Here is a 24,462-nt window from a genome sequence, read left to right as displayed (position 1 = left end):
CCGGGAATAGGGCGCTTCTATACCCCTCTTGTCGCAGAATTGCAATTCTTCTCGACGCCCTGACTTTCGTCTCATTGCCGCCGGCTCTGCACCTGATATGTATCCCGTGAAAAGCGCCGTGAGGATGCGCGAGCACGATAGCAGGGAGAGAGAAGACCATGTCCGACAAGACCTACCCCGTCTCGGAGGAAACCCAGGCACGCGCCCTCGTGGACAAGGCGACCTATGACACGTGGTATCGCGAGAGCGTCGAAAACCCGGACGCGTTCTGGGGCGAGCACGGTAAGCGGATCGACTGGTCGAAGCCTTATACCAAGGTCAAGAACACCTCGTTTACCGGCGATGTTTCGATCAAATGGTTCGAGGACGGGCAGACCAACGTTTCCTTCAACTGTATCGATCGGCATCTGGAGACCCATGGCGATCAGGTCGCGATCATCTTCGAGGGTGACAACCCCTATATCGACAAGAAGATCACCTATCGCGAGCTGCATCAGCATGTCTGCCGGCTGGCAAACGTCATGAAGGCGCAGGGCGTCGGCAAGGGTGATCGCGTGACGATCTACATGCCGATGATCCCGGAAGCCGCCTATGCGATGCTGGCCTGTGCCCGCATCGGCGCCGTCCATTCCGTCGTCTTCGGGGGCTTCTCTCCGGATGCGCTCGCCGGACGGCTTGTGGACTGTGCCTCCACCTTTATCGTCACCTGCGACGAGGGCATGCGCGGCGGCAAGCCGATCCCGTTGAAGGACAACACGGACAAAGCGGTGGAGATCGCCGCGAAAAACGGCATCGATGTGAAGACCGTCCTCGTCGTGCGCCGGACGGGTGGCAAGATCATCTGGGCGGATGGCCGAGATGTCTGGTACCATACGGCAACGCAGGCCGCCGATACCGCTTGCGAGCCCGTGCCGATGAATGCGGAAGACCCGCTGTTCATTCTCTATACCTCGGGTTCGACCGGAAAGCCGAAGGGTGTTCTGCACACGACGGGCGGCTATCTCGTCTATGTCGCGATGAGCCACGAATATGTGTTCGACTACCACCCCGGCGATATCTACTGGTGCACGGCCGATGTCGGCTGGGTGACGGGACATTCCTACATCGTCTACGGGCCGCTTGCGAACGGTGCGACAACACTAATGTTCGAAGGCGTGCCCAACCATCCCGACCAGGGCCGGTTCTGGGAAATCATCGACAAGCATCAGGTGAACATCTTCTACACCGCGCCGACGGCCATTCGCTCACTGATGGGCGCCGGCGATGCCTTTGTGAAAAGATCCTCGCGAGCGAGTCTGCGAATCCTCGGTACGGTCGGCGAGCCCATCAATCCTGAAGCTTGGCAGTGGTATCATGACGTGGTGGGCGACGGACGCTGCCCAGTCGTCGATACATGGTGGCAGACGGAAACGGGCGGTCACATGATCACGCCGCTTCCGGGCGCGACTGCACTGAAGCCGGGGTCGGCCACTCTGCCTTTCTTCGGCATCCGGCCGGAGCTTGTTGATAACGATGGCAACGTCCTGGAGGGTGCTGCAGACGGCAATCTCTGTATCGCTGATAGCTGGCCGGGTCAGATGCGAACCGTCTATGGCGATCACGAACGTTTCATCCAGACATATTTCTCAACCTATAAGGGTAAATATTTTACAGGTGACGGCTGCAAACGCGATGCGGACGGCTATTACTGGATCACGGGTCGCGTCGATGACGTGTTGAACGTTTCTGGACATCGTATGGGTACGGCAGAGGTCGAGTCCGCGCTCGTCAGCCATGATGCGGTGTCGGAAGCGGCCGTCGTCGGTTACCCGCATGACATCAAGGGTCAGGGCATTTACTGCTACGTGACGCTGATGTCCGGCCGGGAGGGGTCGGACGATCTGCGCAAGGCGCTTGTCGCACACGTGCGGAATGAGATCGGACCGATCGCTTCGCCCGACAAAATCCAGTTCGCGCCGGGCTTGCCGAAAACCCGCTCGGGCAAGATCATGCGCCGTATCCTTCGCAAGATCGCCGAAGATGACTTCGGCGCGCTTGGCGATATCTCGACACTGGCAGATCCGGGTGTCGTGGACGATCTCGTCGCCAACCGCCAGAACAAAAAATAACTGAGAAAACCGGCATCCGACAACGGCTTCCGGTCCTTGTTTCGCGTCTCAATCAGAAATCGATCGCGCGACCGTTGATTTCCCAGTCACCGAATCGCACCGGCTCCGCCCCGCCGCGACCGCCGATTTCCGTCGGTAGTTCCAGCGCGGCGCTCGCTTCGCGGCGAGCGGCGGCTTCCTCAAGGGCGCGGCGCGCCGCGGGCGAAAGAACCTTGCCCGCTGTTTCCTGATTGTTGTCGTTGTCGTTCAGCATTGCGAGACCTCACTACGCCGTTGAATCCGTGGCACCTACGCCCCATCATATAGGGTGAAACGCGGCAATCTCACGATGATTCACGTGAAACGCCGCCGAAAATGCACCTTCCGCTTTCGGAGACGCGCATGAACCTTATTCGTACAGCCATGCTTCTGGCCTTCATGACAGCCCTGTTCATGGGCATTGGCCTTTTGATCGGCGGTCGGGGTGGCATGATGATCGCCCTTCTCATTGCGATCGCCATGAACTTTTTCTCCTACTGGAACTCAGATCGGCTCGTGCTGCGCATGTATGATGCGCAGGAAGTCGATGAGCGCAGCGCGCCGGAATATTATGGCATCGTGCGGGACCTCGCGGCCAATGCCGGCCTGCCGATGCCGCGGGTCTACGTCATCAATAATTCCCAGCCAAACGCGTTCGCAACGGGTCGCAACCCCCAAAACGCGGCCGTGGCCGCCTCCACCGGGCTTTTGCAGGCGCTGACATATGACGAAGTGGCAGGCGTGATGGCGCATGAGTTGGCCCATGTGCAGAACAGGGACACGCTGACCATGACGCTAACGGCGACACTGGCGGGTGCTATTTCCATGCTCGGAAATTTCGCCTTCTTCTTCAGCGGCAATCGCGAGAACAACAATCCGCTTGGTTTCATTGGAACGCTGGCAGCAATGATCATTGCGCCGTTTGCCGCCATGATGGTGCAGATGGCAGTCAGCCGGACGCGGGAATATTCGGCGGACCGTCGCGGTGCCGAAATCTGCGGGCAGCCGCTCGCTCTCGCTTCCGCCTTGCGCAAGATTGCCGGCGCCGCGCACCAAGTGCCGAACGCTACGGCGGAGCGCAATCCGGCAACAGCGCATATGTTCATTATTAACCCGCTCTCCGGCGAGCGAATGGACAACCTGTTTTTGACACATCCCGCGACCGAAAACCGTATCGCGGCTCTCGAAGACATGGCCGCCAGCTTTTCCTGGCCCTCGACGCGCACGGCTCAGCCTGCTACGGCGACGCGAAAGACGCGTTCCGTGCCCAGCACAGGTTGGGGACGTGATCGCTCCGAACCTCCAAAAGGCCCGTGGTCTCGATGACGAAGACAAAGAACGATTCGGCTACGCAACGATCTGAAAAGCCGGCTCCCGGGCCGCAAAAGCCCGGCCTCCTGGCGCGGCAAGCGGCAGCGAAACTGCTTGGTGCGGTGATCGAGAAGAAGATCTCGCTGGATGGCATGCTCGATCCAATCGGTGGCAACCCGGCTTACCGTCAGCTGTCCGATATCGATCGGACGCTCGTTAAAGCTATTCTCCACACGGCATTGCGGCATCTTCCCCGTATCGAGGCTATGCTCGACCAGCTCCTGAAGACGCCTCTGCCGGACGGTGCGAGGGCCTTGCATCACCAGCTCGTCGTCGCGGCAACGCAGATCGTCTATCTGGATATTCCCGATCACTCGGCCGTAGACCTTGCTGTGGAACAGGCCAATGCCGATCCGCGCAATCGGCGCTTTGCGAGCCTGACCAATGCCGTGCTGCGTCGTTTGTCGCGGGAGAAAAAGGATCTTCTTCGAATCGCTGCCGAAACGACACCCTCCCTTCCCGACTGGTACATGGCGCGGCTGGTCTCGACCTATGGGCAGGATCATGCTGCGCGCATTGCGGAGGCACTTCTGGAGCCGGCCGCCATCGACATCACGGTAAAGTCCGATCCGGACACATGGGCGCAGCGTCTTGGCGGTGTCGTACTTCCGACCGGTAGTGTTCGCCTTGCCTCGTTTCAGGGTGCTGTCTCGGCACTCGAGGGGTTCGACGATGGCCAATGGTGGGTGCAGGATGCTGCAGCCTCGCTGCCGGCGCGGCTCTTCGGCGACATCAGCGGCAAGCGCGTGGTGGATCTCTGTGCGGCCCCCGGCGGCAAGACGGCGCAGCTGATCGGCGCAGGCGCAGAGGTGACGGCGCTCGACCAGTCCGCGAGCCGGCTCAAGCGGCTGAACGCCAATCTCGAGCGGCTCGGCCTGACAGCTGAGACGTTGGAGTGCAACATGGCGGATTTTCGACCGGAAACGCTGTTTGATGCGGCCCTGCTCGATGCGCCTTGCTCCTCCACCGGCACGATCCGCCGCCACCCGGATGTTCCCTATACTAAGGGTCCGGAGGATATCACCAAGCTGGCGGGCTTGCAGGAACGGCTGCTGCGTCACGCTCTCACCGTGGTCAAGCCCGGTGGCCTCGTGGTGTTTTCCAATTGCTCGCTGGATCCGGCAGAGGGCGAAGCCATGGTTGCGCGCGTCGTGGCAAATGCGGACTGTGAGCGTGTTCCGGTCGATCCCGCAGCTTTCCCGGGTCTCGAAGAAGCGATAACGCCTCTCGGAGAACTGCGAACGACGCCCGCCATGCTCGCCCCGCAGCCGGGATTTGCCGGCGGACTGGACGGCTTTTATGCCACAGTCCTGCGTAGATCGTTGTAAGGAAAGAGTTTCCATACCTTGACCGCTTGTGTTCCCTCGGTCATCCCCTGATGCTGACCGCGAAACACAACATCGTGTCTTCGATCGTGAACATTCCGGCGTGTTGTCGGAATGGGGTGGGGCTTCATTTCATTCATGCGGATGTCGGACAGTCGACGGCTGATATCTCTCACCATTCGGGAAGCCTGGTGGCGCCTGTCGCGCCGCCTTGTGCTCGGTCGCATGTCGTTCATCCGCTTCTCCGGCACGACGCCCGACCGGCTGATTGTCGCGCCGACGGACCTCAGGGTTATCGACCCCCATATCGCCAGCGAGATCGTTGCCGGGCGCTTTCCGCTCGCCGGACGTATTCTGGAAACGGACGGCGAATCACCGTTCGAAGTGGATCTGCCTTCCCGTGAATTCGCGATCCGGCTGCACACCTTCAGCTGGGCGCGTCACATAAGGGCGCTGACCGAGGAAGACGATCTTTCCCGCGCGCGCCAGCTGGTCAGCCGGTGGCTGGCCACACATGGCCGCGGCATCAAGGGCATTGCCTGGGAGCCGGATGTCGCGGCACAGCGCTTGATCGCCTGGCTCTCCCATTCCCCGGTGATCCTGAAGCAGGCGGATCACGTGTTCTATCGCCGGTTTCTCAAGAGCCTCGCAGTGCATGTCCGTTACCTCCGGCATGTCGCCAATGCGGTGCCGGATGGCGAGGGACGGCTCCAGGTCCGGATCGCCATCGCGTTCGCGACGGTCTCCATGCCCGCCTCGGGTTCGGCCATTCGCCGGGCTGCACGCCATCTCGACGACGAACTGGATCGCCAGATCCTCCCCGATGGCGGTCATGCCTCGCGCAATCCGCGCGTGGCGCTCGATCTCCTTCTCGACCTGCTGCCGCTGCGCCAGACCTATGTCAATCTCGGTCACGACGTTCCGGTCAAGCTGATCCCGTCCATCGACCGCATGTTTCCAGCCCTGCGTTTCTTTCGCCATCAGGGCGGCGAACTGGCGCTGTTCAATGGCGCGACGTCCGCGCAGGCAAACGAGCTGATGTCGGTGCTGCGCTACGACGAGACGGCCGGTCAGCCGTTCAAGGGTCTGCCGGATAGCCAATACGAGCGGCTGGCGGCCAAGGACGTCGTTGTGATCATGGACACCGGATGCCCGCTTTCGGCTGCCCTCTCACGGGAAGCGCATGCCGGCTGCCTCTCCTTCGAGCTTTCCTCCGGCCGTCACCGGTTCATCATCAATTCCGGCGCGCCGCGCTTTGCCGGCGAGCGGTTTCGCCAGATGGCCCGGGTAACCGCGGCGCATTCCACCGTCACCGTCGAGGATCGCTCGTCGGCCCGGCTTTCGACCTCTCGTTTTCTGGGGCCGATCATCACCGGCGGCGTGACGGAGGTCTCGGTGACGCATTCGCCCGGGGAAGGCGGCGACAGCGTGGTCGCGCGCCACAACGGTTATGCCGGTGCCTTCAATCTGATGCATGAGCGGGATCTGAGCCTCAATGCCGCGGGTACGACCTTGCGCGGTCGCGACCGATTGGTAACGGTGGACGGGGCGGATCCTGATCCCGCACATACGGCAAGCGCCGTTGCGCGCTTCCATATCCACCCCGCTATCAGCCTGCGACAGGCGGATGCGCATGAGGTCAAGCTGGTTGCACCGGACGGCGACAGCTGGGTGCTGACCTGCCGTGATGGTGTGATTGTGGTAGAGGAGGATATCTTCTTTGCCGACCCTTCCGGCCTGCGGAAGACCCAGATGCTGACGATCGGTTTTTCTGCCGGAGAGCAGCCCGAAATCCAGTGGGTTCTTTACCGGCGAACGTGATGTCTGTGCCCGAAAGCAAGGGGAAGCCTTGAGAATTCGGGTGAAATGGCAGGGGGCTGTAGGCCGGTGCGGTTCCTTCCCGACGCCAGCTGTGCTAACGGCAGCGGCATCCGGCCGGCCGGGCTTTCGCGTGGCCCTCCGGCTTGCCTGCCCGTCCTCGCCTCCCGTCCTCGCCCCTTCTTCCTTGCTAGGAGCCTCCCATGGCCGTTGCCTCCAAGAACATTCCCGCCCCCGATCGCGTTGCCCTGCGCACAGCCCTTCTCTCGGTGTCCGACAAGAGCGGCATCGTCGAGTTTGCCCGTGCGCTGCACGAAAAGGGTGTGGCGCTCGTTTCGACCGGCGGCACGCACAAGACGCTGTCGGAGGCCGGCCTGCCGGTGCGCGACGTGTCCGAACTGACCGGGTTTCCCGAAGTCATGGACGGCCGTGTGAAGACATTGCATCCCGGCGTGCATGGCGGTCTGCTGGCCATTCGTGACGATGCCGAACACGTTGGGGCCATGGAGACCCATGGGATCGCTGCGATCGATCTCGCGGTTATCAATCTCTATCCGTTCGAGGACGTCCGTGCCAAAGGCGGGGATTACGCAACGACAGTCGAGAACATCGATATCGGCGGCCCGGCCATGATCCGCGCGGCCGCGAAGAACCACGCTTATGTCACCGTTATTACCGATCCCGCCGACTACGAGACGCTGATCGCCCAGCTTGGCGACGATGCAGCAACGACATTCGCCTTCCGGCGCCAGATGGCCGCCAAGGCCTATGCGCGGACGGCCGCCTATGACACGGTGATTTCGGGCTGGTTTGCCGAGGTGCTGGACACGCCGATGCCACGGCATCGCGCGATCGGCGGCGTGCTGAAGGAAGAAATGCGCTACGGCGAGAACCCGCACCAGAAGGCGGCTTTCTACGTGACCGGCGAAAACCGTCCGGGCGTCGCCACCGCGACCCTGTTGCAGGGCAAGCAGCTTTCCTACAACAACATCAACGATACCGATGCCGCCTTCGAACTGGTGGCCGAGTTTCCGCCGGAAACGGCGCCTGCCTGCGCCATCATCAAGCATGCCAACCCCTGCGGTGTGGCGACGGCAACGACGCTCGTGGATGCCTATCGGCGTGCGCTCGCCTGCGACAGCACGTCGGCCTTCGGCGGCATCATCGCGCTGAACCAGGAACTGGATGGCGCAACGGCCGAAGAGATCGTGAAGCTCTTCACCGAGGTCATCATCGCCCCTGCGATCAGCGACGAGGCAAGAGCGATCATCGCTCGCAAGACCAATCTGCGCCTGCTCGTCACCGGCGCCCTGCCCGACCCTCGCCTGCCCGGCCTGTCCGCAAAGACGGTGGCCGGCGGTCTTCTCGTGCAGACGCGCGACAATGGCATGGTCGAGGATCTTGACCTCAAGGTCGTCACCCGCCGCGCGCCGACGGCGCAGGAACTCATCGACATGAAGTTCGCCTTCAAGGTCGCAAAGCACGTCAAGTCGAACGCCGTCGTCTATGCTAAGGATGGCCAGACGGTCGGTATCGGCGCCGGGCAGATGAGCCGCGTCGATTCCGTCCGCATTGCTGCGATCAAGGCCGAGGAGGCCGCGCGGGCGCTCGGGCTCGACAAGCCGCTGACGATTGGGTCGGCCGTGGCGTCCGAAGCCTTCCTGCCGTTTGCCGATGGTCTTCTGTCCGCCGTTGCGGCCGGTGCGACCGCCGTCATCCAGCCGGGTGGCTCGATGCGCGACGAAGAAGTGATCGCCGCAGCCGATGAGGCCGGTATCGCCATGGTCTTCACGGGCATGCGCCATTTCCGGCATTAAGCCGGCACGAGGCGAAAAACCTATCCTGTCCGGTCGCCCTTGTCGGCCGGATAGGGCGTCGTCAGGAGGATCAGCAGCCCAATGACGAGGAACGCGATCAGCGCCATCATGCCGACCCGTGCGGAACCGGTGGCAAGCGTCAGGGTGGCGACGCTGGCCGGTGCCAGGAACGAGGTTGCCCGGCCCGACAGGGCATAGAGGCCGAAATAGCGGCCGGCCTCTTCCGGTACCACGCTGCGGGCGAGGTAGGAGCGGGCGGAGGCCTGCACCGGGCCGAACGCGATGCCGACCAGCAGGCCGAAGAGAATGTAAGCTTTTTCCGCGGCCGTGCCGAACAGGCCGCCGCTATCGGCGGTCGAGAGCGGCACCAGCCCGAACAGCGTGAAACCCGGCCCTGTCGAGACGATGCCGACCGTCGCGACGATCAGGCTCGACAGACTGAGAATGACGATGGTCTTGGAACCCAGCGCCGTATCGAGTTTGCTGGCAAACAGACACCCGCCAATCGCCACGACGTTGAGAATGATGCCGTAGAGCCCAAGCTCAAGCGTCCGCCATGCGAACATGCCGGCGGCAAACGTTCCACCCAGAGCCAGAAGCCCGTTGACGCCATCCTGAAAGATCATCCGGGCGATCAGAAACCTCAAGATGCCGCGCCGTTGCCGCAGGCCGAGGACCGTGCTTTTCAAGTCGGCAAGTCCCTCCGCGATCGCATGCCTTGCCGATGTCTTTGTCTTCGGTGCGTCCGGCGTGAACATGAACATCGGGAGGATGAAGAGCGCATACCAGAGGGCCGCCAATGGACCCGTGATGCGGGCGTCGGCGCCGGTTGCGGGATTGAGGCCGAAGAGCGGGGCAATGCCGAGCGCCGTCAATCCCGTCTCCGGACTGCCGGCGAGAAGTGCCACGACGGCGATCAGCACGATCATGCCGCCGAGATAGCCGATGCCCCAGGCGATGTTGGAGATCCGGCCGGTGTCTGCCGGCGGCACGAGCCGCGGCATCATGCTGTCGTTGAAGACGATGGAAAACTCGGCCGCAATCGACGCCAGGACGATGCAGGCGAAAGACAGGACCAGCGGAGACCCGGGGACTGCGAACCAGAGCGCCGACAAGGCCGTGATCTTGACGACCGCGAAGCCGGCGATCCAAGGCTTTCGCGCGCCCGTCGCGTCCGCCAGAGATCCGAGGATCGGCGACATCACCGCGATGACGAGGCCGGAGACAGTGAGCGTATAGCCCCACATCGCCTGGCCCGCTGCCGGATCGTCCGTCAAGCGGGAGACGAAATAGGGGCCGAAGATGAAGGTGATGACGACAGTGAAGAAGGGCTGCGCCGCGAGGTCGAACAGCATCCAGCCCCAGAGGCCCGCGCGGCCGGTTTGCCCCCGACTTGCCCTGTCTCGGCTTGCCGGCGCTGGTGCCCCCTCCACCGTCTCCGCCATCAGCCGGCCCTGTCTTCGGCGAGATCGCTCAGCAGGCCCGCCGCCACGGTGATCTTGGCAAGCGTCGTCTCGCCCTTCTCCGTCATCTGCATGAGTTGCGTCACGACACGGTTGAAGCGGTCGGCGTCTCCTTCCTGCCAGGCGATGACCGGTTCCTTCTCGCCCTTGCGCTGGGTCAGGGCGGCGATGGTGATGGCGCGGCGGGCATCGGCGATATCGCTGACGCTGCGGGCGAGCGCCATCGCCTCATAGGGGTCGGTGGTGATGATACGCTCGGCCGAGGCCAGCAGCCGGCCGACCTTGAGGCTCTGCGTCACCGCGAAATAGCTCTGTGCGGTGCGGGCAAGGGACGTTCCCGCGACCGACGAGATCTGCATGATCTCCGGTACGAGGGTAATGAGGAAGAGTTGGGCGATGTCCTGCGCCAGCTCCTCCGGAACGCCCTTTTCCACAAGGGCCGCCGCGCGGGCCTCGATCTCCGCGACTGCCTCCTCCGGCACAGCGCCATGTGCGGCCGTGGTCAGCTTTTCCAGCGCCTTGCGCAGCGTGTCGATCGCCTGCCCGAGAGGGCCGGTGCTGGCTCGGGTCCGAAGCGTGCGCTCGGTGACGATCGCGAAGATGCGGCCGACATCCTGATAGAGCTCGTTCTGCACGGTGCCGGGCACCACGTTGTCGAGGGCGTCGATCGCACGGTAGAGGCGCGGCAGGTCGTAGCCGTCGCGTGTCAGCACGGCGGCCTTGACCACATCGGCCGGCAGGAAGCCGGTCTGGTCGATCATGGTCGAGACGAACGCCGGCCCGCCGCGATTGATCACGTCGTTGCAGAGCAGCGTGGCGATGATCTCCCGGCGCAGGCGGTGGGTCTCGATGTCGCCCTGATGCGCCTTCTGCATCTTGCCCGGAAAGTAGCCGATCAGCGTTTCGTGGAAATAGGGGTCGTCGGGCAGATCGCTGTCGACGATTTCGTCGAAGAGCACGATCTTGGCATAGGAGAGCAGAACGCCGATCTCCGCCCGGGTCAGAGCCTTGCCGGACTGGTAGCGCTCGCTGAGCGCGCTGTCGTTCGGCAGAACCTCCACCTTGCGGTTCAAGAGCCCTTCCGCCTCCAGCCGCGTCATGAGGCGGGCAAGCGATGTGCGGTTGGCGGCACCCTGCATCTCGGTCAGCGAGATGGCGAGGGATTGCTGGTAGTTGTTATGGAGGACGAGAGACGCGACCTCGTCGGTCATCGAGGCGAGCAGGGTGTTGCGTTTCGCCCGTGTCAGGCGGCCATCGCGCATGGCGGAGGCCAGCGCGATCTTGATGTTGACCTCGACGTCGGAGGAGTTGACGCCGGCCGAATTGTCGATGGCGTCCGAGTTGCAGCGGCCGCCGGCAAGGCCGAAAGCGATGCGGCCGCGCTGCGTAACGCCCAGATTGGCGCCCTCCCCGATGACGCGCGCGCCGACCTCGTCCGCCGTGATGCGGATCGGGTCATTCGCACGGTCGCCGACATCGGCGTCGTTCTCGGTCGGGCCACGCACATAGGTGCCGATGCCGCCGAACCAGAGAAGGTCGACACGCGTCTTCAGGATGGCCGTCATGATCTCGAAGGGCGTCGCCTGGGTCTTCTCGAGCCCGATGGCGGCCGCCGCTTCCAGGGTCAGCTTCACTGATTTCTCGGTCCTCGGAATGATCATGCCGCCCTTCGACAGCACGGAGCGGTCATAATCCTGCCAGCTCGAGCGTGGCAACGCGAACAGCCGCTCGCGCTCGGCAAAGGATGCGGCGATATCGGGATCGGGATCGATGACGATGTCGCGGTGGTCGAAGGCGCCGATGAGGCGGATCTGGCGCGACAGCAGCATGCCGTTGCCGAACACGTCGCCCGACATGTCGCCGACGCCGACGACGGTGAATGGCGTCGTCTGGATATCGATGTTCATCTCGCGGAAGTGCCGCTTGACCGTTTCCCAGGCGCCGCGCGCGGTGATGCCCATCTTCTTGTGGTCGTAGCCGGCGGAGCCGCCGGAGGCGAAGGCATCGTCGAGCCAGAAGCTGGCGTCCTGCGCAAGCCCATTGGCGGTGTCGGAGAAGGTGGCCGTGCCCTTGTCGGCGGCGACGACGAAATACGGATCGTCACCATCGAGCCGCAACGTATTCGCCGGGGGTACAATCTCGTGATCGACGATGTTGTCAGTAATCGACAGCATCGTGCGGATATAGGTCTTGTAGGCCTCGGTGCCGACGCGGAAGATCTCGTCGCGCGTGCCGCCGGCCGGCAGAAGCTTCGGAAAGAAGCCGCCCTTGGCGCCGACGGGTACGATCACGGCGTTCTTGACCTGCTGCGCCTTCACCAGACCCAGCACTTCGGTGCGATAGTCCTGCGCCCGGTCCGACCAGCGCAGGCCGCCACGGGCCACCTTGCCGAAACGCAGATGCACACCCTCGACCTCGACGCCATATACGAAGATCTCGCGGAAGGGCCGCGGTTCCGGCAGGCCGTCGAGAAGCTTCGGATCGAACTTGAACGCCAGCATGATACGCGGCTCGCCCGCTTCGTCGCGCTGGAAATAGTTGGTGCGCAATGTGGAGAGCACGGCGTTCATCATGCGCCGGAGGATACGGTCTTCGTCGAGGCTGGGGACGGCGTTCAGCGCCTCTTCGAGGCTCGTCTGGAGGTTGGAGACCGCGCGCGTTCGCGCCTTCTCCTCTGTCGTCGGATCCATGCGCGCCACGAAGAGGCGGAAGATGTCGGCGGAGATGACGGAATATTTGTTGAGCGTCTCGGCGATCAGTCCTTGCGAATAGGGAATGCCGGCCTGCCGGAGGTAGCGCGCATAGGCGCGCAGCACGGTGACGTCGCGTGCGTTGAGACCGGACAGCAGGATCAGCCGGTTGAAGGCGTCGTCCTCGATCTTGCCCGTCCAGGCGGAGAGGAAGGCTTCTTCCAGCAGTGGTCCCATGGACGAGATGTCGAGCGCCTTTCCATCGCGGTGGATCAGCTCCATGTCGTGGAGAACCACCAGCCGCTCGCCTGCCTCATCGGAAACGGAGAGTTCGTGGGTCTGTTCGCTGATGACGCGGAAGCCGAGATTTTCAAGCAGCGGCACGCGCTGGGAGAGCGAGACGGCATGGTCGGCATGGAAGATCTTCAGTTCGAGGCGATCACCGCTCGATGAGTCCTCTCCGGCTACCTCCGATTGCGCATCCTGCGGCCGGTTGCGCTCGTAGAAGGCGATGCGGATCGGGTCGTCCGTCCGGGCGGCAGCGATATCGGGCAGGTCGGCATAGGCCTCGGCGGGGGTAAAGGCCGCTTGATAGCCTTCGTTGGCGCTTAGCGAGACGCCATCGCGGCGGGCCAGCAGATGGAAACGATCGGACCAGCGCGTGACGATCTCGCGCACGGCATCTTCCAGCGAGCTCTGGGCGACCCGAGGCGTCGCGCCGCCGGAACGGCCGATGATGAAGTGAACGCGGGCAAGCCCCCCGGCCGGAAAGGCCGGATAATAGGCCGAAACCCGTCCTTCATAGACGTCTTTGAAGACATCGCCGATGCGCTCGCGCACACGGGAGTCATATTGTTCGCGCGGCACATAGACGATGAGCGAGACGAAACGATCGAAGCGGTCGATGCGCGGCAGAACGCGCACGCGGGGACGATCGGCAAGTTCGTTGATCTGCTCGCAGAAGGCCTGCAACTCCTCAACGTCGATCTGGAACAGGTCGTCGCGGGGATAGGATTCGAGCGTGTTGATCAGCATTTTGCCGGAATGGCCGTGCGGATCGAAGCCGAAATGCTCGATGACACGCCGCACCTTCAGCCGCAGTAGCGGAATATCGGAGGCCGAGCGCGTATAGGCGGTCGAGGTGAACAGGCCGACCACGCGCAGCTCGCCGATCACCTTGCCCTCTGCATCGAAACGCTTGATGCCGATGTAATCCATATAGGCACGGCGGTGGACGACGGCTTTGGTGTTCGCCTTGGTGACGATCAGGAAATCGGGGCCTTGCAGGAAGGCGAGGATTTCAGGCGTTGTGACCACGGCGTCATGACCCTGCCGCAGCACGCGCACGTTCGGATCGGAGAGGATGCCGAGGCCATGGCCGGTGCCACGATCGAGCGTCGCTTTTCGGCCATCGCCGGAATAGCTGTATTCGCGCATGCCGAGGAAGGTGAAATTGTCGTCGCGCAGCCATGTGAGGAAAGCCAGCGCCTCCTTGCGGTCGGCGTCCCGATCGCTCGCCGTCTGTTTTTCGAGTTCGCTCATGGCTTCGCCAAGCAGCGCCTTCATCGGCTCCCAGTCGCCGACGGCCTGATGCACCTGCGCGAGGACGGTCTCGATCGCCGCCACCAGCGCCGTCGCCTCCTCTGGCACGAGGTGGCTGAGGTGGATCTGGATATGGCTGACGCGATCCGTCGGTTCGCTCTCCTCCTCCGGATCGAACAGCATGGGCTCGGCGCCCCTCGCCACCACGAGGATCGGGTGGACGGCGAGCGAAATGTCGCGGTGCCGGCTCGTGACTTCGCTCATGACGGAATCGTAAAGGAACGGCATGTTGCGATCTGTGACGCAGAGGACCGAGACCGGCGTGCCGCCGGGCTTCACGCTTTCCAGATCGGTTACGGTGACACGGGACGTGTCTCTCCTGCGGGCGGTCACTTCCTGATAGGCGTGCGCCGCGGCTGCCGCGAGCATGCCGGCATTATAGGCGGCAATATCGTCCGGGCTCGCGCGTCCGAAGAGGATGGCGGGCGCCAGAAAGGGCTGATCGAGACGTTCCGCTGCCTGCTCGATCTCACCGATCAGCCGCGTTTTCCTCGGATGATGTCGTGTGCCCATGATGTTTCGTCCTCCAGCCGTTGTTTTTACGTGAACCTAGCAGAACAATTCGCATTTGCGACCGCAAAGCCTGCCTGTTTCTTCCAAAGCACGGCCGTGGTGTCCGCAGACGATGGGCAGAGCGGATGGGATACGTAATCTCGTCCTCTCGAGGCACCTGCTCCTCTTCCCATGCGCAGTTGACAGCGGCATGACCGTCGGGCGATCTGGCGGGAGAACCCGAAAGAGAGACCTGCTGCATGTCCGAGGCCGCTGCCGGTGCCGTCATCGTCATTTCCAGCCACGTTATGCGCGGCTCCGTCGGCAATCGCGCCGCCGTCTTCGCGCTGGAGACGCTGGGTTTCACCGTATGGGCCGTGCCGACGGTCCTCATGCCCTGGCATCCCGGTCACGGGCGCTCGACGCGGATGGCGATCGACCCGGATACGTTCGATGCGATGCTGGGAGAGCTTGCCGTGTCCCCCTGGGCAGGCGAGGTTCGCGCCGTTCTCTCCGGCTATCTCGGCAATGCGCAGCAGGTCGAGGCGGTGGCGCGGCTGGTCGAGACGCTGAAGACGCGAAATCCGCATCTTATCTACGCTTGCGATCCGGTGATCGGCGACCGCGGCGATCTCTATGTGCCGGAACCGGTGGCCTCGGGCATCCGGGACAGGCTGCTGCCTTTGGCGGGGCTCGCCACGCCGAACCGGTTCGAACTGTCCTGGCTCTCGAATGCGGCGCTCGACAGCAATGCGGCCATTTTGGACGCCGCGCTGGCGCTCGGGCCATCGCGCATGCTGGTCACATCGGCGATCGCCATGATGAACGGCAGCACGGGCAATCTCTACCTCTCCGGACATCATGCGCTGCTGGCCGAGCACCGGCTGGTGGACAATCCGCCGAACGGGACGGGCGACCTGATGGCCGCGCTGTTTCTGGGACGGCTGCTTGAGGGGAAGAGCGAGGAGAAGGCGCTGCAGCTTGCCACTGCCAGCGTGTTCGAGATGGTGGCCCGCTCTGCACGGCGCGGCGCGGACGAGCTGACCCTGCAGCAGGACGCGCATTGCCTGACCGGGCCGATGTCGCTGGTGCAGATGCGGCGTCTGATGCATCCGTCGCAGACGCGTAGGCGCTGATACGGGGATTTGCGGGCCGGCGTCGTGCCCAGCGCCGCAAATTAACCCAGCTAACCGCGTTACTCTTGCCTCATCGGGCATTCGGCGCTTAAACACGAGGCAGCAAAAAGGGCACAGGCACATGTATCATTTTCCCGAGCACCTGCTGGGCGGTTATCAGAAATTCATGAACGGCCGGTTCACCGAGCAGCAGGCCCGCTACAAGACGCTGGCGGACACCGGACAGCAGCCGAAGACGCTGATCGTTGCCTGTTGCGACTCCCGCGCCGCGCCGGAAACCATTTTCGACAGCGGACCGGGCGAACTCTTCGTGGTGCGCAACGTCGCCAACATGGTTCCGCCCTACGAGCCGGACGGGCAGTATCATTCGACCTCGGCGGCGCTCGAATTCGCGGTCCAGTCGCTGCGCGTCAAAGACATCGTCGTTATGGGTCACGGCCGCTGCGGTGGTATCAAGGCGGTGCTCGACAGCAGCGCCGAGCCTTTGTCGCCTGGCGACTTCATCGGCAAATGGATGAACATGCTGAAGCCGGCGGCCGAGCAGATAGCAGGCAATGACATGATGACAGCGGCTGAACGGCAGCGAGCGATGGAGCATGTGTCGATCCGCAATTCCATCGTCAACCTGCGGACGTTCCCCTGCGTCCAGATCCTCGAGCAGCGCGGCAAGTTGCAGCTGCATGGTGCCTGGTTCGACATTTCGACGGGAGAGTTATGGGTGATGGACCCGAAGTCGGGTGATTTCTCCCGGCCCGGGACCTGATACGCGCCGGATTATCGTTTCAAGAAAGGCTGCACGGTTCGAACCATTGTAGCCTTTCTTGAACATGAACATGAAAAAGCCCCGGAACACATCGGCGCCGGGGCTCGTCCGTCAGAAAAATCCGATAATATCAGCCGTCGATGTCGGCCGCGATCTGGGCGATGGCCTGCTGGTAGACGCTGGCCGCGTTCCAGCCCTGAATGGCGCCGAAATTGGCTTGGCCTGGCTGATATCCGCCCCCTGCCCGCCAGCCGTGGCCGCGCAGGAAGTTGGCCGTGGAGGCCAGGGCGTCGGCCTTGGAGCGAACCATGTCGACATGGCCGTTGCCGTCGCCATCGACGCCGTACTTCACGACGTTTGCAGGAAGAAACTGCGTTTGCCCGATTTCGCCATGGGCCGCACCGCGCGCATCCGTCGCGAGATCGCCGCGCTGGACGAGCGTCAGGGCCGCGTAGAGCTGGTCAGTGAAGTAGTCGGAACGGCGGCAATCATAGGCAAGCGTCGAAACGGCAGACAGCGTGTGCTCCTTGCCGAGGAAGTTGCCAAAACCAGTTTCCATGCCCCAGATTGCGATCAGCGGGCCGGCCGGCACGCCATAACGCTGTTCGATGGACGCGAAGAGGGCCGCGTTCTGGGCCTTCATCTTCTTGCCGCGCGAGACGATGGTCGCGCCACCGCGCTTTTTCATGAATTCGTTGAGCGAAAGTTTGAAGCTCTTCTGACCGCGATCGGCGCGAATGGTGGCCGTGTTGTACTTCACATTGGCAAAGGCGCGGTCGAGGACGGCGGGGCTGATGCGGCCGGAAGCTTCCTGCCTAAAGTCCTGAACCCAGGCGTCGAAGCCGGCAGACGTATTGCCACAGCTGGCGGCAAATGCCGCCTGCGGTGCGAGGGCGGCGGCTGCGGCCAGCGCAAGGCCTGCCAGTGCGAACGTCTTCTTCAGCATAAAAAACCCCGTAGCCCTGCTTCTGATGGCCAACAACCTTGCCGTCTGGCAGAGGCAGCGCCTTGATGTTTCACGTGAATCCGTCCGTGAGCGTCCGTCTTCAAATTGTCGGTAACCCGCCATTCCTGTCCCGGCGGCGGATTACCTCGTCTCTCTGCCGTCTATCAGGCAGCCTGCTTCTTGGCTGTGATCAGCCCTCGGGCGACCAGTAGTTCCGCGATCTGGATCGCGTTGAGTGCGGCACCCTTGCGTAAGTTATCGGACACAACCCAGATGTTCAGGCCGTTTTCGACTGTCGCATCTTCACGAATGCGTGAAATATAGGTCGCGTCTTCACCGGCGCTTTCGTAAGGCGTCATGTACCCGCCATTTTCGTGCTTGTCGATAACGAGGCAGCCGGGAGCTTCGCGCAGGATATCGCGGGCCTGATCGGCGGTGATCTCGTTCTCGAATTCGATGTTGACCGACTCCGAGTGGCCGATGAAGACGGGAACGCGCACGGCCGTGCAGGTGACCTTGATCTTCGGGTCGAGCATCTTCTTGGTTTCGGCGAGAACCTTCCACTCTTCCTTCGTGTAGCCGTCTTCCATGAAGCTATCGATATGCGGGATGACGTTGAAGGCGATGCGCTTGGTGAACTTCTTGCTCTCGACCGGATCGGCGACGAAGACGGCGCGTGTCTGGTTGAAGAGCTCGTCCATACCGTCCTTGCCCGCACCGGAAACGGACTGGTACGTCGAAACGACGACGCGCTTGATCTTTGCGAAGTCGTGCAGCGGCTTCAGTGCGACGACGAGCTGCGCCGTGGAGCAATTCGGGTTGGCAATGATGTTGCGCTTGGTGAACTGGGTGATCGCATCGGGGTTCACTTCCGGCACGATCAGCGGCACGTCGGCATCATAGCGCCATGCCGAGGAATTATCGATGACCACGCAGCCCTGCGCGCCGATCTTCGGGGAATACTTGAGCGAGACAGCGCCGCCGGCCGACATCAGGCAAATGTCAGTGTCGGAGAAGTCGTAGTTTTCGAGGTTCTTGACCTTCAGCGTCTTGTCGCCGAACGACACTTCGGTCCCGTGCGAACGGGCCGAGGCCAGCGCCACGACCTCATCGGCCGGGAAGCCGCGTTCGGAAAGGATGTTGAGCATTTCGCGCCCGACATTGCCGGTGGCGCCTGCTACGGCGATCTTGAAACCCATTGTCTTGCTCTCTTTCTCTTCTCTCCGCGGAAGCTGGGGGAGAAACCCGAATCGCCGGCGGCTCGGGCTTCGCGTCCCCGGCCGTGCCGGGGAGAGAGCGGTGGGCCAGAGACGTCAGACGGTTTTCGTCGTCGTTTTGGCCGTGTTTGTGAAAAGTGCGGAGTTTGCGAAACGTGCAGACACAGGTTCTGGCGCTCCTGCCGAAGCAAGACCGTTTGCGCGGTCGATGATGGACATCCGACGAAGCATGAACCCTTCCCTTTCCGCTGCTGCTCTTATTCATTCTGCCGGTAAAGTCAAGGTTCTTCACGCGCAGAAACCCGTCGATCAAGGCCGGCCCTTAGACGAAAGTCATAATCCGAAAGCCTCTCTGCCCGATGACCTCCCGATCTGGCATTCTTGCCCATCGGCGCATCCCGTGAACCGATCGAGGAGGATCGGTGGGATGCATGCCTTGGTTTTGGGAGGACAGAGAGAATGGCAAATGTGACATCCATGGGCCAGACGAAGGCCGCACCGATGACCGGGGAGGAGCGCAAGGTCATCTTCGCATCCTCGCTCGGCACCGTGTTCGAGTGGTATGATTTTTATCTCTACGGCTCGCTCGCCGTCTATATCGGGGCAACCTTCTTCAGCCAGTATCCCGAAACGACGCGCAATATCTTCGCGCTGCTCGCCTTTGCCGCCGGCTTCCTCGTGCGGCCCTTCGGCGCCCTCGTCTTCGGGCGGCTCGGCGATCTCGTCGGGCGCAAATATACCTTTCTCGTCACCATCCTCATCATGGGTCTCTCGACCTTCCTCGTCGGCATCCTGCCGGGCGCGGCCTCCATCGGCATTGCCGCGCCGATCATCCTCATCCTCTTGCGCATGCTGCAGGGCCTGGCGCTCGGCGGAGAGTATGGCGGGGCTGCCACCTATGTGGCCGAGCATGCGCCACATGGCCGGCGCGGCTACTTCACGTCATGGATCCAGACGACGGCGACGCTCGGACTGTTCCTGTCGCTCATCGTCATTCTCGGCGTCCAGTTCGCGCTCGGCAAGGAGGCCTTTGCGGCCTGGGGCTGGCGTATTCCATTCCTGGTCTCGGTCGTGCTTCTCGGCGTGTCCGTCTGGATCCGCCTCAAGATGAACGAGTCGCCGGCCTTCAAGAAAATGAAGGCCGAGGGCAAGACCTCGAAGGCACCGCTCAAGGAAGCCTTCGGCACGTGGAAGAACGCCAAGATCGGGATTCTCGCACTGTTCGGCGCCACCATGGGCCAGGCCGTCGTCTGGTATTGCGGTCAGTTCTATGCGCTGTTCTTCCTGCAGAACATCCTGAAGGTGGACGGGCAATCAGCCAATATCATGGTCGCCATCTCGCTGCTCATCGGCACGAGCTTCTTCGTCATCTTCGGCCTGCTCTCCGACAAGATCGGCCGCAAGCCGATCATCATGGCCGGGCTGCTGCTCGCGATGCTGACCTACTTCCCGCTGTTCAAGGCCATGACCTGGACCGCAAACCCGGCGCTGGCCGAAGCGCAGGCGACCGTCCGCGCAACGGTGACCGCCGATCCGGCAGACTGCACCTTCCAGTTCAACCCAACGGGCACGGCGAAATTCACGACGTCCTGCGACGTGGCGACAGCCTTTCTGACGCGCAACTCGGTGCCTTACGATATCGTTTCCGGCCCGGCGGGCCAGCCCGCCGCCGTCAAGATCGGTGACGCGACCGTGCCGAGCTACGATACGGTGGCTGCCGGTGCGGATGCCAAGGCGAAGGCTTCGGCGTTCGAGAAGGGCATCAATATGGCGCTGCACGATGCGGGCTACCCGCTTCAGCGGGGCGCGGCAAAGGTGCCGGACAGCAAGCTCGACGGCTTCGTCGCCGCCAATCCGGAACTGTCGCTCGATCCGGCAACGGTGCGCGCCTCGGCACCTGCCACGATGACGGCCGACGAACTGGTGGCCGCCAAGCTGCTGACGGCCGAGGAAGCCGCCGGCGTGACGTCCATGCCGGTCTACACGGTGGCGAATGGCGGCACCTATTCGATGGTTGCCGATCCGCAGCAGGTTAACTGGATCGGCACCATCGCCATCCTGACCGTTCTCGTCATCTATGTGACCATGGTCTACGGCCCCATCGCCGCCCTGCTGGTCGAACTGTTCCCGACCCGTATCCGGTATTCCGGCATGTCCCTGCCCTACCACATCGGCAATGGCTGGTTCGGCGGCCTGCTTCCGGCCATGGCCTTTGCAATGAGCGCGGCCAAGGGCGACATCTATTACGGCCTCTGGTACCCGATCATCTTTGCAGGCATCACGCTGGTCATCGGCCTTCTGTTCCTGCCGGAAACGAAGGATCGCGATATCCACGCCATGGATTGATCGAGATCCTCCATAGGCAAGATATGAACCCGGCGAACCCTCTCGCCGGGTTTTTTCGTCAGACGTTCTCTTGGGTCGGAAACTGCGTCTTGGGTCGTGGCCAGCCATTTTCGTCGAGCCGGAAGACCCAGTTCTGACGGGCGAAGAGGAAGGCGATCATCAGGGCGCTCCAGAGACCGACGAGCAGGCCGGCGGCTACGTCGCTCGGATAATGCGCCCCGACGACGACACGGGTGACGCCGATGGTGAGCGCGCCCAACGCAAAGAGGATCCGCAGACGCGGGGCCAGCATGGCAAAAGCCCCGAAGAAGGAGCCGACGGCCGCGGAGTGACCGGAGGGAAAGCTCTGGAACAGCCACTCCGAGGCGAAGGGCGTCAGGCTATAGGCCCCGAGATCGGAGAAGGCCTCCGGCCGGGCGCGGCCGATGAAGAATTTGAGAATGTGCACCACGGCGCTCGCGGTTCCGATCGTCACGAGGAAATAAAGCGACAGCCGCCGCGCCGCCCGCGCCTTCTCGGCAAAGCCGTGGCTGCTGACGACGCGTGCAAGGATATAGGCAATGATGACCAGCGTTGCGGAGCCGTAGATCATCCAGGCGAAGGTGCCGAAATCCGTGATGCGCGCGTTGAAGGCGACGAAGGGTTCCGGTAGTGCCTGCGCCGATTGCGACAGGCGCGGATCGAACGGCACGAGCGCGACCACGAGGAGGATGGCACCGAGCAGAAGCCAGACGGAGGAGGAGATCGGCCTGTTCATGATGTTCCTTGTCTGTCTCCGTCTGCACGATCTTGCGGAAAGTGTTTTCGCGTTTGCTGAAGTCAACCGCCAGACATGAAAATGCCCCGGTCTCTGCGGGGAGCCGGGGCATTTGTGGGTTCATTCAGGCATATCAGGCTGAAAGTGCCTTGAATTCGGCCAGGATCGCATCGCCCATTTCGGTGGTGCCGACCTGCCGCGCGCCGGGTGCCATGATGTCGCCGGTGCGGATGCCCTGATCGAGCACGTTGGCGATCGCCTTTTCCAGACGGTCTGCTTCGGGGATCATGTTGAACGAGTAGCGCAGGCACATGGCAAAGGACGCGATCATCGCGATCGGGTTGGCGATGCCGCGGCCGGCAATGTCGGGGGCCGAGCCGTGAACGGGCTCATACATCGCCTTGCGCTTGCCCGTGGTCTCGTCGGGCGCGCCGAGCGAGGCCGACGGCAGCATGCCGAGCGAGCCGGTGAGCATGGAGGCGACGTCCGACAGCATGTCGCCGAACAGGTTGTCGGTGACGATGACGTCGAACTGCTTGGGCTGGCGCACCAGCTGCATGCCGCCGGCATCGGCCAGCATATGATCCAGCTGCACGTCGGAATATTTTTCCTTGTGCGTGGCGGTGACGACCTGGTTCCAGAGCACGCCGGACTTCATGACGTTACGCTTTTCCATCGAGCAGACGCGGTTCGAGCGGGTGCGGGCAAGCTCGAAGGCGACGCCGGCGATGCGCTCGATCTCGTAGGTGTCGTAGACCTGCGTGTCGATGCCGCGCTTCTGGCCATTGCCGAGGTCGATGATCTCCTTCGGCTCGCCGAAATAGACGCCGCCCGTCAACTCGCGCACGATGAGGATGTCGAGGCCCTCGACCAGTTCGGGCTTTAGCGACGATGCCGCAGAAAGCGCGGGATAGCAGATGGCCGGGCGCAGGTTTGCAAACAGCTGCATGTCCTTGCGCAGGCGCAGGAGACCGGCTTCCGGACGCGCCTCATAGGGTACGTCGTCCCACTTCGGACCGCCGACGGCGCCAAAGAGCACGGCATCGGCGGCCATGGCCTTGGCCATGTCGGCATCGGAAATGGCGGCGCCATGGGCGTCGTAGGCCGAACCGCCGACGAGACCCGTGTCGGTGACGAAACCTGCGCCGGCTTCCGTGTTCATGTGCTCGATGATCTTGACGACCTCGGCCATGGCCTCCGGACCGATGCCGTCACCCGGCAGAAGAAAAAGTGTGCGCGTGGACAAGGAGGCCTCCCAATAGCTTTGACCGAATGGATTGCGGATCTTCCGCGATGTGCCGGTTCTTTAGCGCATGTCGTGCGGCAGGAAAATGCCGCCTCGCCAAGAATAAGACCTGTCGTGTCAGGTTTTAGCGAGAGCGACGGCAGAGAGACCGCCCAGCCAGTCGAGATAGCGGGCATAAGCGAAATGGAGCGCGATGCCGACGAGCACGAACAGGGTCCCGACCACCGGATCCTTGCCGGTGACGAACAGCAGGACCTGGCCGATCATTGCCAGGATCGTTCCGAAGATGAAGACGGGCAGGGAGTGGCGGCCGATCATGACCAGCGGATTGTCGAGGCGCAAACGTGACAGACGGTTGAACACCGGGGTGATGGCAAGGAGGTAACCGAGCGCGAGAACATGAAGAAGGCGGGTCAACGACAGGAAGGTCTTGTCGAAGCCGGTCAGAACCGCTGGCAGGCCATGGGAGACATCGATGGACCACCAGGAGAACAGCACCCAGGCGAAGGAGACGCCAACGTAAAGGGCCGCGACCGAAACGAGAGCCGGGTGGCGCGGCAGAGAAAGGCCGGTGCGGCTGCGCATCATGGCGACGAGGCCGATGGCAAACAGGAACTGCCAGGAAAAGGGGTTCAGGAACCAATAGTTGTGGTCGAGGAAGTTGATCGGCACGATGTGGAAAATGCCGGCGAGGAGCCAGACCAGTGCCGAGACGCCGATGAGGAGGGTGGGGCTGATCTTTTGCAGGAGCAGCATTCCAGGGAGCATCAGGAACACAACCGCATACATGGACAGGATATTGTTATAGCCGAACTGGTGACCGAGCAGGACCATGGCCACCACGCCCTGCTCCGTATTGTCGACCATGGGGCGGATGTTGATCTCGCCGATCAGGTCCTGCCGGTTGAAGTAAAGGGCGCCGCCGGCAAAGATCGCGAGCGTGATGATGCTCGACATGATGTGAGCGATGTAGAGCGTGAAGGCGCGGCGCCAGATGCGCAGGCTGAGCGCCAGCCGGTTGCCGGGCAGGAACTTGCGGCCATAGGCAAGGCCGGCCGACAGCCCGGAGATCAGCACGAAGGCTTCCGCCGAATCCGAAAAGCCGAAGTTCTTCGTCGTCAGATATTCGAGATACTGGCCCGGCACGTGGTTGATGAAGATCATCAACAGGCAGATGGCCCGGTAGGTATCCAGACGCGTGTCGCGTTCGCCCGGAACGGCGACACGATTTAAGGCCGGTGCCGGCGCTGGCGCGGACACCGGCTGCAACAAGGGCGGCAGCAGGCCCGGAGACGCGGTGCGCAGCACCGGAGGTGTTTCTTGAAGCATTCGAGGTCTCATGCGGAT

16 protein-coding genes are annotated in these 24,462 nt (G+C 62.7%); 8 read left to right on the top strand and 8 right to left on the bottom strand.

Annotated features, from left to right (window positions below):
• The first annotated feature begins 158 nt into the window (after positions 1–158).
• The gene (gene acs / locus GA0004734_RS02985; RefSeq protein ID WP_092931070.1) at positions 159–2,108 is read left to right on the top strand and encodes an acetate--CoA ligase; all 1,950 of its coding nucleotides are present in this window, start codon (positions 159–161) and stop codon (positions 2,106–2,108) included.
• 52 nt (positions 2,109–2,160) lie between these two features.
• On the opposite strand, the gene GA0004734_RS02980 is transcribed toward acs, so the two are convergent.
• The gene (locus GA0004734_RS02980; protein ID WP_092931068.1) at positions 2,161–2,361 is read right to left on the bottom strand and encodes a DUF1674 domain-containing protein; all 201 of its coding nucleotides are present in this window, start codon (positions 2,359–2,361) and stop codon (positions 2,161–2,163) included.
• A gap of 128 nt (positions 2,362–2,489) precedes the next feature.
• Between GA0004734_RS02980 and htpX the strand changes: the two genes are divergently transcribed.
• From htpX to purH, 4 genes are all read left to right on the top strand, one after another.
• Positions 2,490–3,452 carry a zinc metalloprotease HtpX gene (gene htpX / locus GA0004734_RS02975; protein WP_092935831.1) on the top strand — a complete coding sequence of 321 codons (963 nt, stop codon included), beginning with the start codon at positions 2,490–2,492 and terminating at the stop codon, positions 3,450–3,452.
• Positions 3,449–4,825 (top strand): RsmB/NOP family class I SAM-dependent RNA methyltransferase, encoded by a 1,377-nt coding sequence (locus GA0004734_RS02970; protein ID WP_092931066.1) that lies wholly within the window; start codon positions 3,449–3,451, stop codon positions 4,823–4,825. Before htpX ends, GA0004734_RS02970 begins: the two co-directional genes overlap by 4 nt.
• Before the next feature lie 135 nt (positions 4,826–4,960).
• The gene (locus GA0004734_RS02965) at positions 4,961–6,643 is read left to right on the top strand and encodes a heparinase II/III family protein (RefSeq protein WP_092931064.1); all 1,683 of its coding nucleotides are present in this window, start codon (positions 4,961–4,963) and stop codon (positions 6,641–6,643) included.
• A 200-nt stretch (positions 6,644–6,843) separates the two neighbouring features.
• Entirely contained in the window at positions 6,844–8,457 is a 1,614-nt protein-coding gene (gene purH, locus GA0004734_RS02960) for a bifunctional phosphoribosylaminoimidazolecarboxamide formyltransferase/IMP cyclohydrolase (protein WP_092931062.1), read from the top strand.
• Between the two features lie 20 nt (positions 8,458–8,477).
• On the opposite strand, the gene GA0004734_RS02955 is transcribed toward purH, so the two are convergent.
• Together GA0004734_RS02955 and GA0004734_RS02950 are read right to left on the bottom strand one after the other, a co-directional pair.
• A complete protein-coding gene (locus GA0004734_RS02955) occupies positions 8,478–9,812 on the bottom strand; it encodes an MFS transporter (RefSeq protein WP_348626095.1) in 1,335 nt (444 codons plus the stop codon).
• Between the two features lie 89 nt (positions 9,813–9,901).
• Complete coding sequence (locus tag GA0004734_RS02950) at positions 9,902–14,725, bottom strand: NAD-glutamate dehydrogenase (RefSeq protein WP_092931058.1); 4,824 nt, start codon at positions 14,723–14,725, stop codon at positions 9,902–9,904.
• A 239-nt stretch (positions 14,726–14,964) separates the two neighbouring features.
• On the opposite strand from GA0004734_RS02950, the gene pdxY reads away from it, so the two are divergent.
• The gene (gene pdxY / locus GA0004734_RS02945; protein ID WP_092931056.1) at positions 14,965–15,840 is read left to right on the top strand and encodes a pyridoxal kinase PdxY; all 876 of its coding nucleotides are present in this window, start codon (positions 14,965–14,967) and stop codon (positions 15,838–15,840) included.
• A 121-nt stretch (positions 15,841–15,961) separates the two neighbouring features.
• A complete protein-coding gene (locus GA0004734_RS02940) occupies positions 15,962–16,603 on the top strand; it encodes a carbonic anhydrase (RefSeq protein WP_092931054.1) in 642 nt (213 codons plus the stop codon).
• Between the two features lie 130 nt (positions 16,604–16,733).
• On the opposite strand, the gene GA0004734_RS02935 is transcribed toward GA0004734_RS02940, so the two are convergent.
• Positions 16,734–17,549 carry a lytic murein transglycosylase gene (locus GA0004734_RS02935; RefSeq protein ID WP_092931052.1) on the bottom strand — a complete coding sequence of 272 codons (816 nt, stop codon included), beginning with the start codon at positions 17,547–17,549 and terminating at the stop codon, positions 16,734–16,736.
• A gap of 164 nt (positions 17,550–17,713) precedes the next feature.
• Positions 17,714–18,748, bottom strand: coding sequence for an aspartate-semialdehyde dehydrogenase (locus tag GA0004734_RS02930; protein ID WP_092931050.1), 1,035 nt, complete (start codon positions 18,746–18,748; stop codon positions 17,714–17,716).
• Positions 18,749–19,225: 477 nt separating this feature from the next.
• Between GA0004734_RS02930 and GA0004734_RS02925 the strand changes: the two genes are divergently transcribed.
• Positions 19,226–21,112, top strand: coding sequence for an MFS transporter (locus GA0004734_RS02925; RefSeq protein WP_092931048.1), 1,887 nt, complete (start codon positions 19,226–19,228; stop codon positions 21,110–21,112).
• 58 nt (positions 21,113–21,170) lie between these two features.
• On the opposite strand, the gene GA0004734_RS02920 is transcribed toward GA0004734_RS02925, so the two are convergent.
• From GA0004734_RS02920 to opgC, 3 genes are all read right to left on the bottom strand, one after another.
• Positions 21,171–21,869: a phosphatase PAP2 family protein gene (locus tag GA0004734_RS02920; protein ID WP_092931046.1), complete on the bottom strand. Its 699-nt coding sequence runs from the start codon at positions 21,867–21,869 to the stop codon at positions 21,171–21,173.
• 133 nt (positions 21,870–22,002) lie between these two features.
• The gene (gene leuB, locus GA0004734_RS02915; RefSeq protein WP_092931044.1) at positions 22,003–23,115 is read right to left on the bottom strand and encodes a 3-isopropylmalate dehydrogenase; all 1,113 of its coding nucleotides are present in this window, start codon (positions 23,113–23,115) and stop codon (positions 22,003–22,005) included.
• Positions 23,116–23,232: 117 nt separating this feature from the next.
• Positions 23,233–24,444, bottom strand: coding sequence for an OpgC family protein (opgC, locus tag GA0004734_RS02910; protein ID WP_092931042.1), 1,212 nt, complete (start codon positions 24,442–24,444; stop codon positions 23,233–23,235).
• Positions 24,445–24,462 lie beyond the last annotated feature (18 nt).

It is taken from the genome of Rhizobium sp. 9140, assembly GCF_900067135.1.
Taxonomy (GTDB): Bacteria; Pseudomonadota; Alphaproteobacteria; order Rhizobiales; family Rhizobiaceae; genus Ferranicluibacter.
The sequence above is the reverse complement of the archived record's forward strand: the minus strand, read 5'-3'. Positions and strand labels throughout refer to the sequence as shown.

What these genes read in the sequence shown, in the direction of transcription:
- htpX (WP_092935831.1), top strand. Translation starts at nt 2,490, where the DNA reads ATGAACCTTATTCGTACAGCCATGCTTCTGGCCTTCATGACAGCCCTG.
- GA0004734_RS02970 (WP_092931066.1), top strand. Translation starts at nt 3,449, where the DNA reads ATGACGAAGACAAAGAACGATTCGGCTACGCAACGATCTGAAAAGCCG.
- purH (WP_092931062.1), top strand. Translation starts at nt 6,844, where the DNA reads ATGGCCGTTGCCTCCAAGAACATTCCCGCCCCCGATCGCGTTGCCCTG.
- GA0004734_RS02935 (WP_092931052.1), bottom strand. Translation starts at nt 17,549, where the DNA reads ATGCTGAAGAAGACGTTCGCACTGGCAGGCCTTGCGCTGGCCGCAGCC.
- pdxY (WP_092931056.1), top strand. Translation starts at nt 14,965, where the DNA reads ATGTCCGAGGCCGCTGCCGGTGCCGTCATCGTCATTTCCAGCCACGTT.
- GA0004734_RS02930 (WP_092931050.1), bottom strand. Translation starts at nt 18,748, where the DNA reads ATGGGTTTCAAGATCGCCGTAGCAGGCGCCACCGGCAATGTCGGGCGC.
- GA0004734_RS02955 (WP_348626095.1), bottom strand. Translation starts at nt 9,812, where the DNA reads ATGCTGTTCGACCTCGCGGCGCAGCCCTTCTTCACTGTCGTCATCACC.
- GA0004734_RS02940 (WP_092931054.1), top strand. Translation starts at nt 15,962, where the DNA reads ATGTATCATTTTCCCGAGCACCTGCTGGGCGGTTATCAGAAATTCATG.
- GA0004734_RS02920 (WP_092931046.1), bottom strand. Translation starts at nt 21,869, where the DNA reads ATGAACAGGCCGATCTCCTCCTCCGTCTGGCTTCTGCTCGGTGCCATC.
- GA0004734_RS02965 (WP_092931064.1), top strand. Translation starts at nt 4,961, where the DNA reads ATGCGGATGTCGGACAGTCGACGGCTGATATCTCTCACCATTCGGGAA.
- acs (WP_092931070.1), top strand. Translation starts at nt 159, where the DNA reads ATGTCCGACAAGACCTACCCCGTCTCGGAGGAAACCCAGGCACGCGCC.
- GA0004734_RS02980 (WP_092931068.1), bottom strand. Translation starts at nt 2,361, where the DNA reads ATGCTGAACGACAACGACAACAATCAGGAAACAGCGGGCAAGGTTCTT.
- GA0004734_RS02925 (WP_092931048.1), top strand. Translation starts at nt 19,226, where the DNA reads ATGGCAAATGTGACATCCATGGGCCAGACGAAGGCCGCACCGATGACC.
- opgC (WP_092931042.1), bottom strand. Translation starts at nt 24,444, where the DNA reads ATGCTTCAAGAAACACCTCCGGTGCTGCGCACCGCGTCTCCGGGCCTG.
- GA0004734_RS02950 (WP_092931058.1), bottom strand. Translation starts at nt 14,725, where the DNA reads ATGGGCACACGACATCATCCGAGGAAAACGCGGCTGATCGGTGAGATC.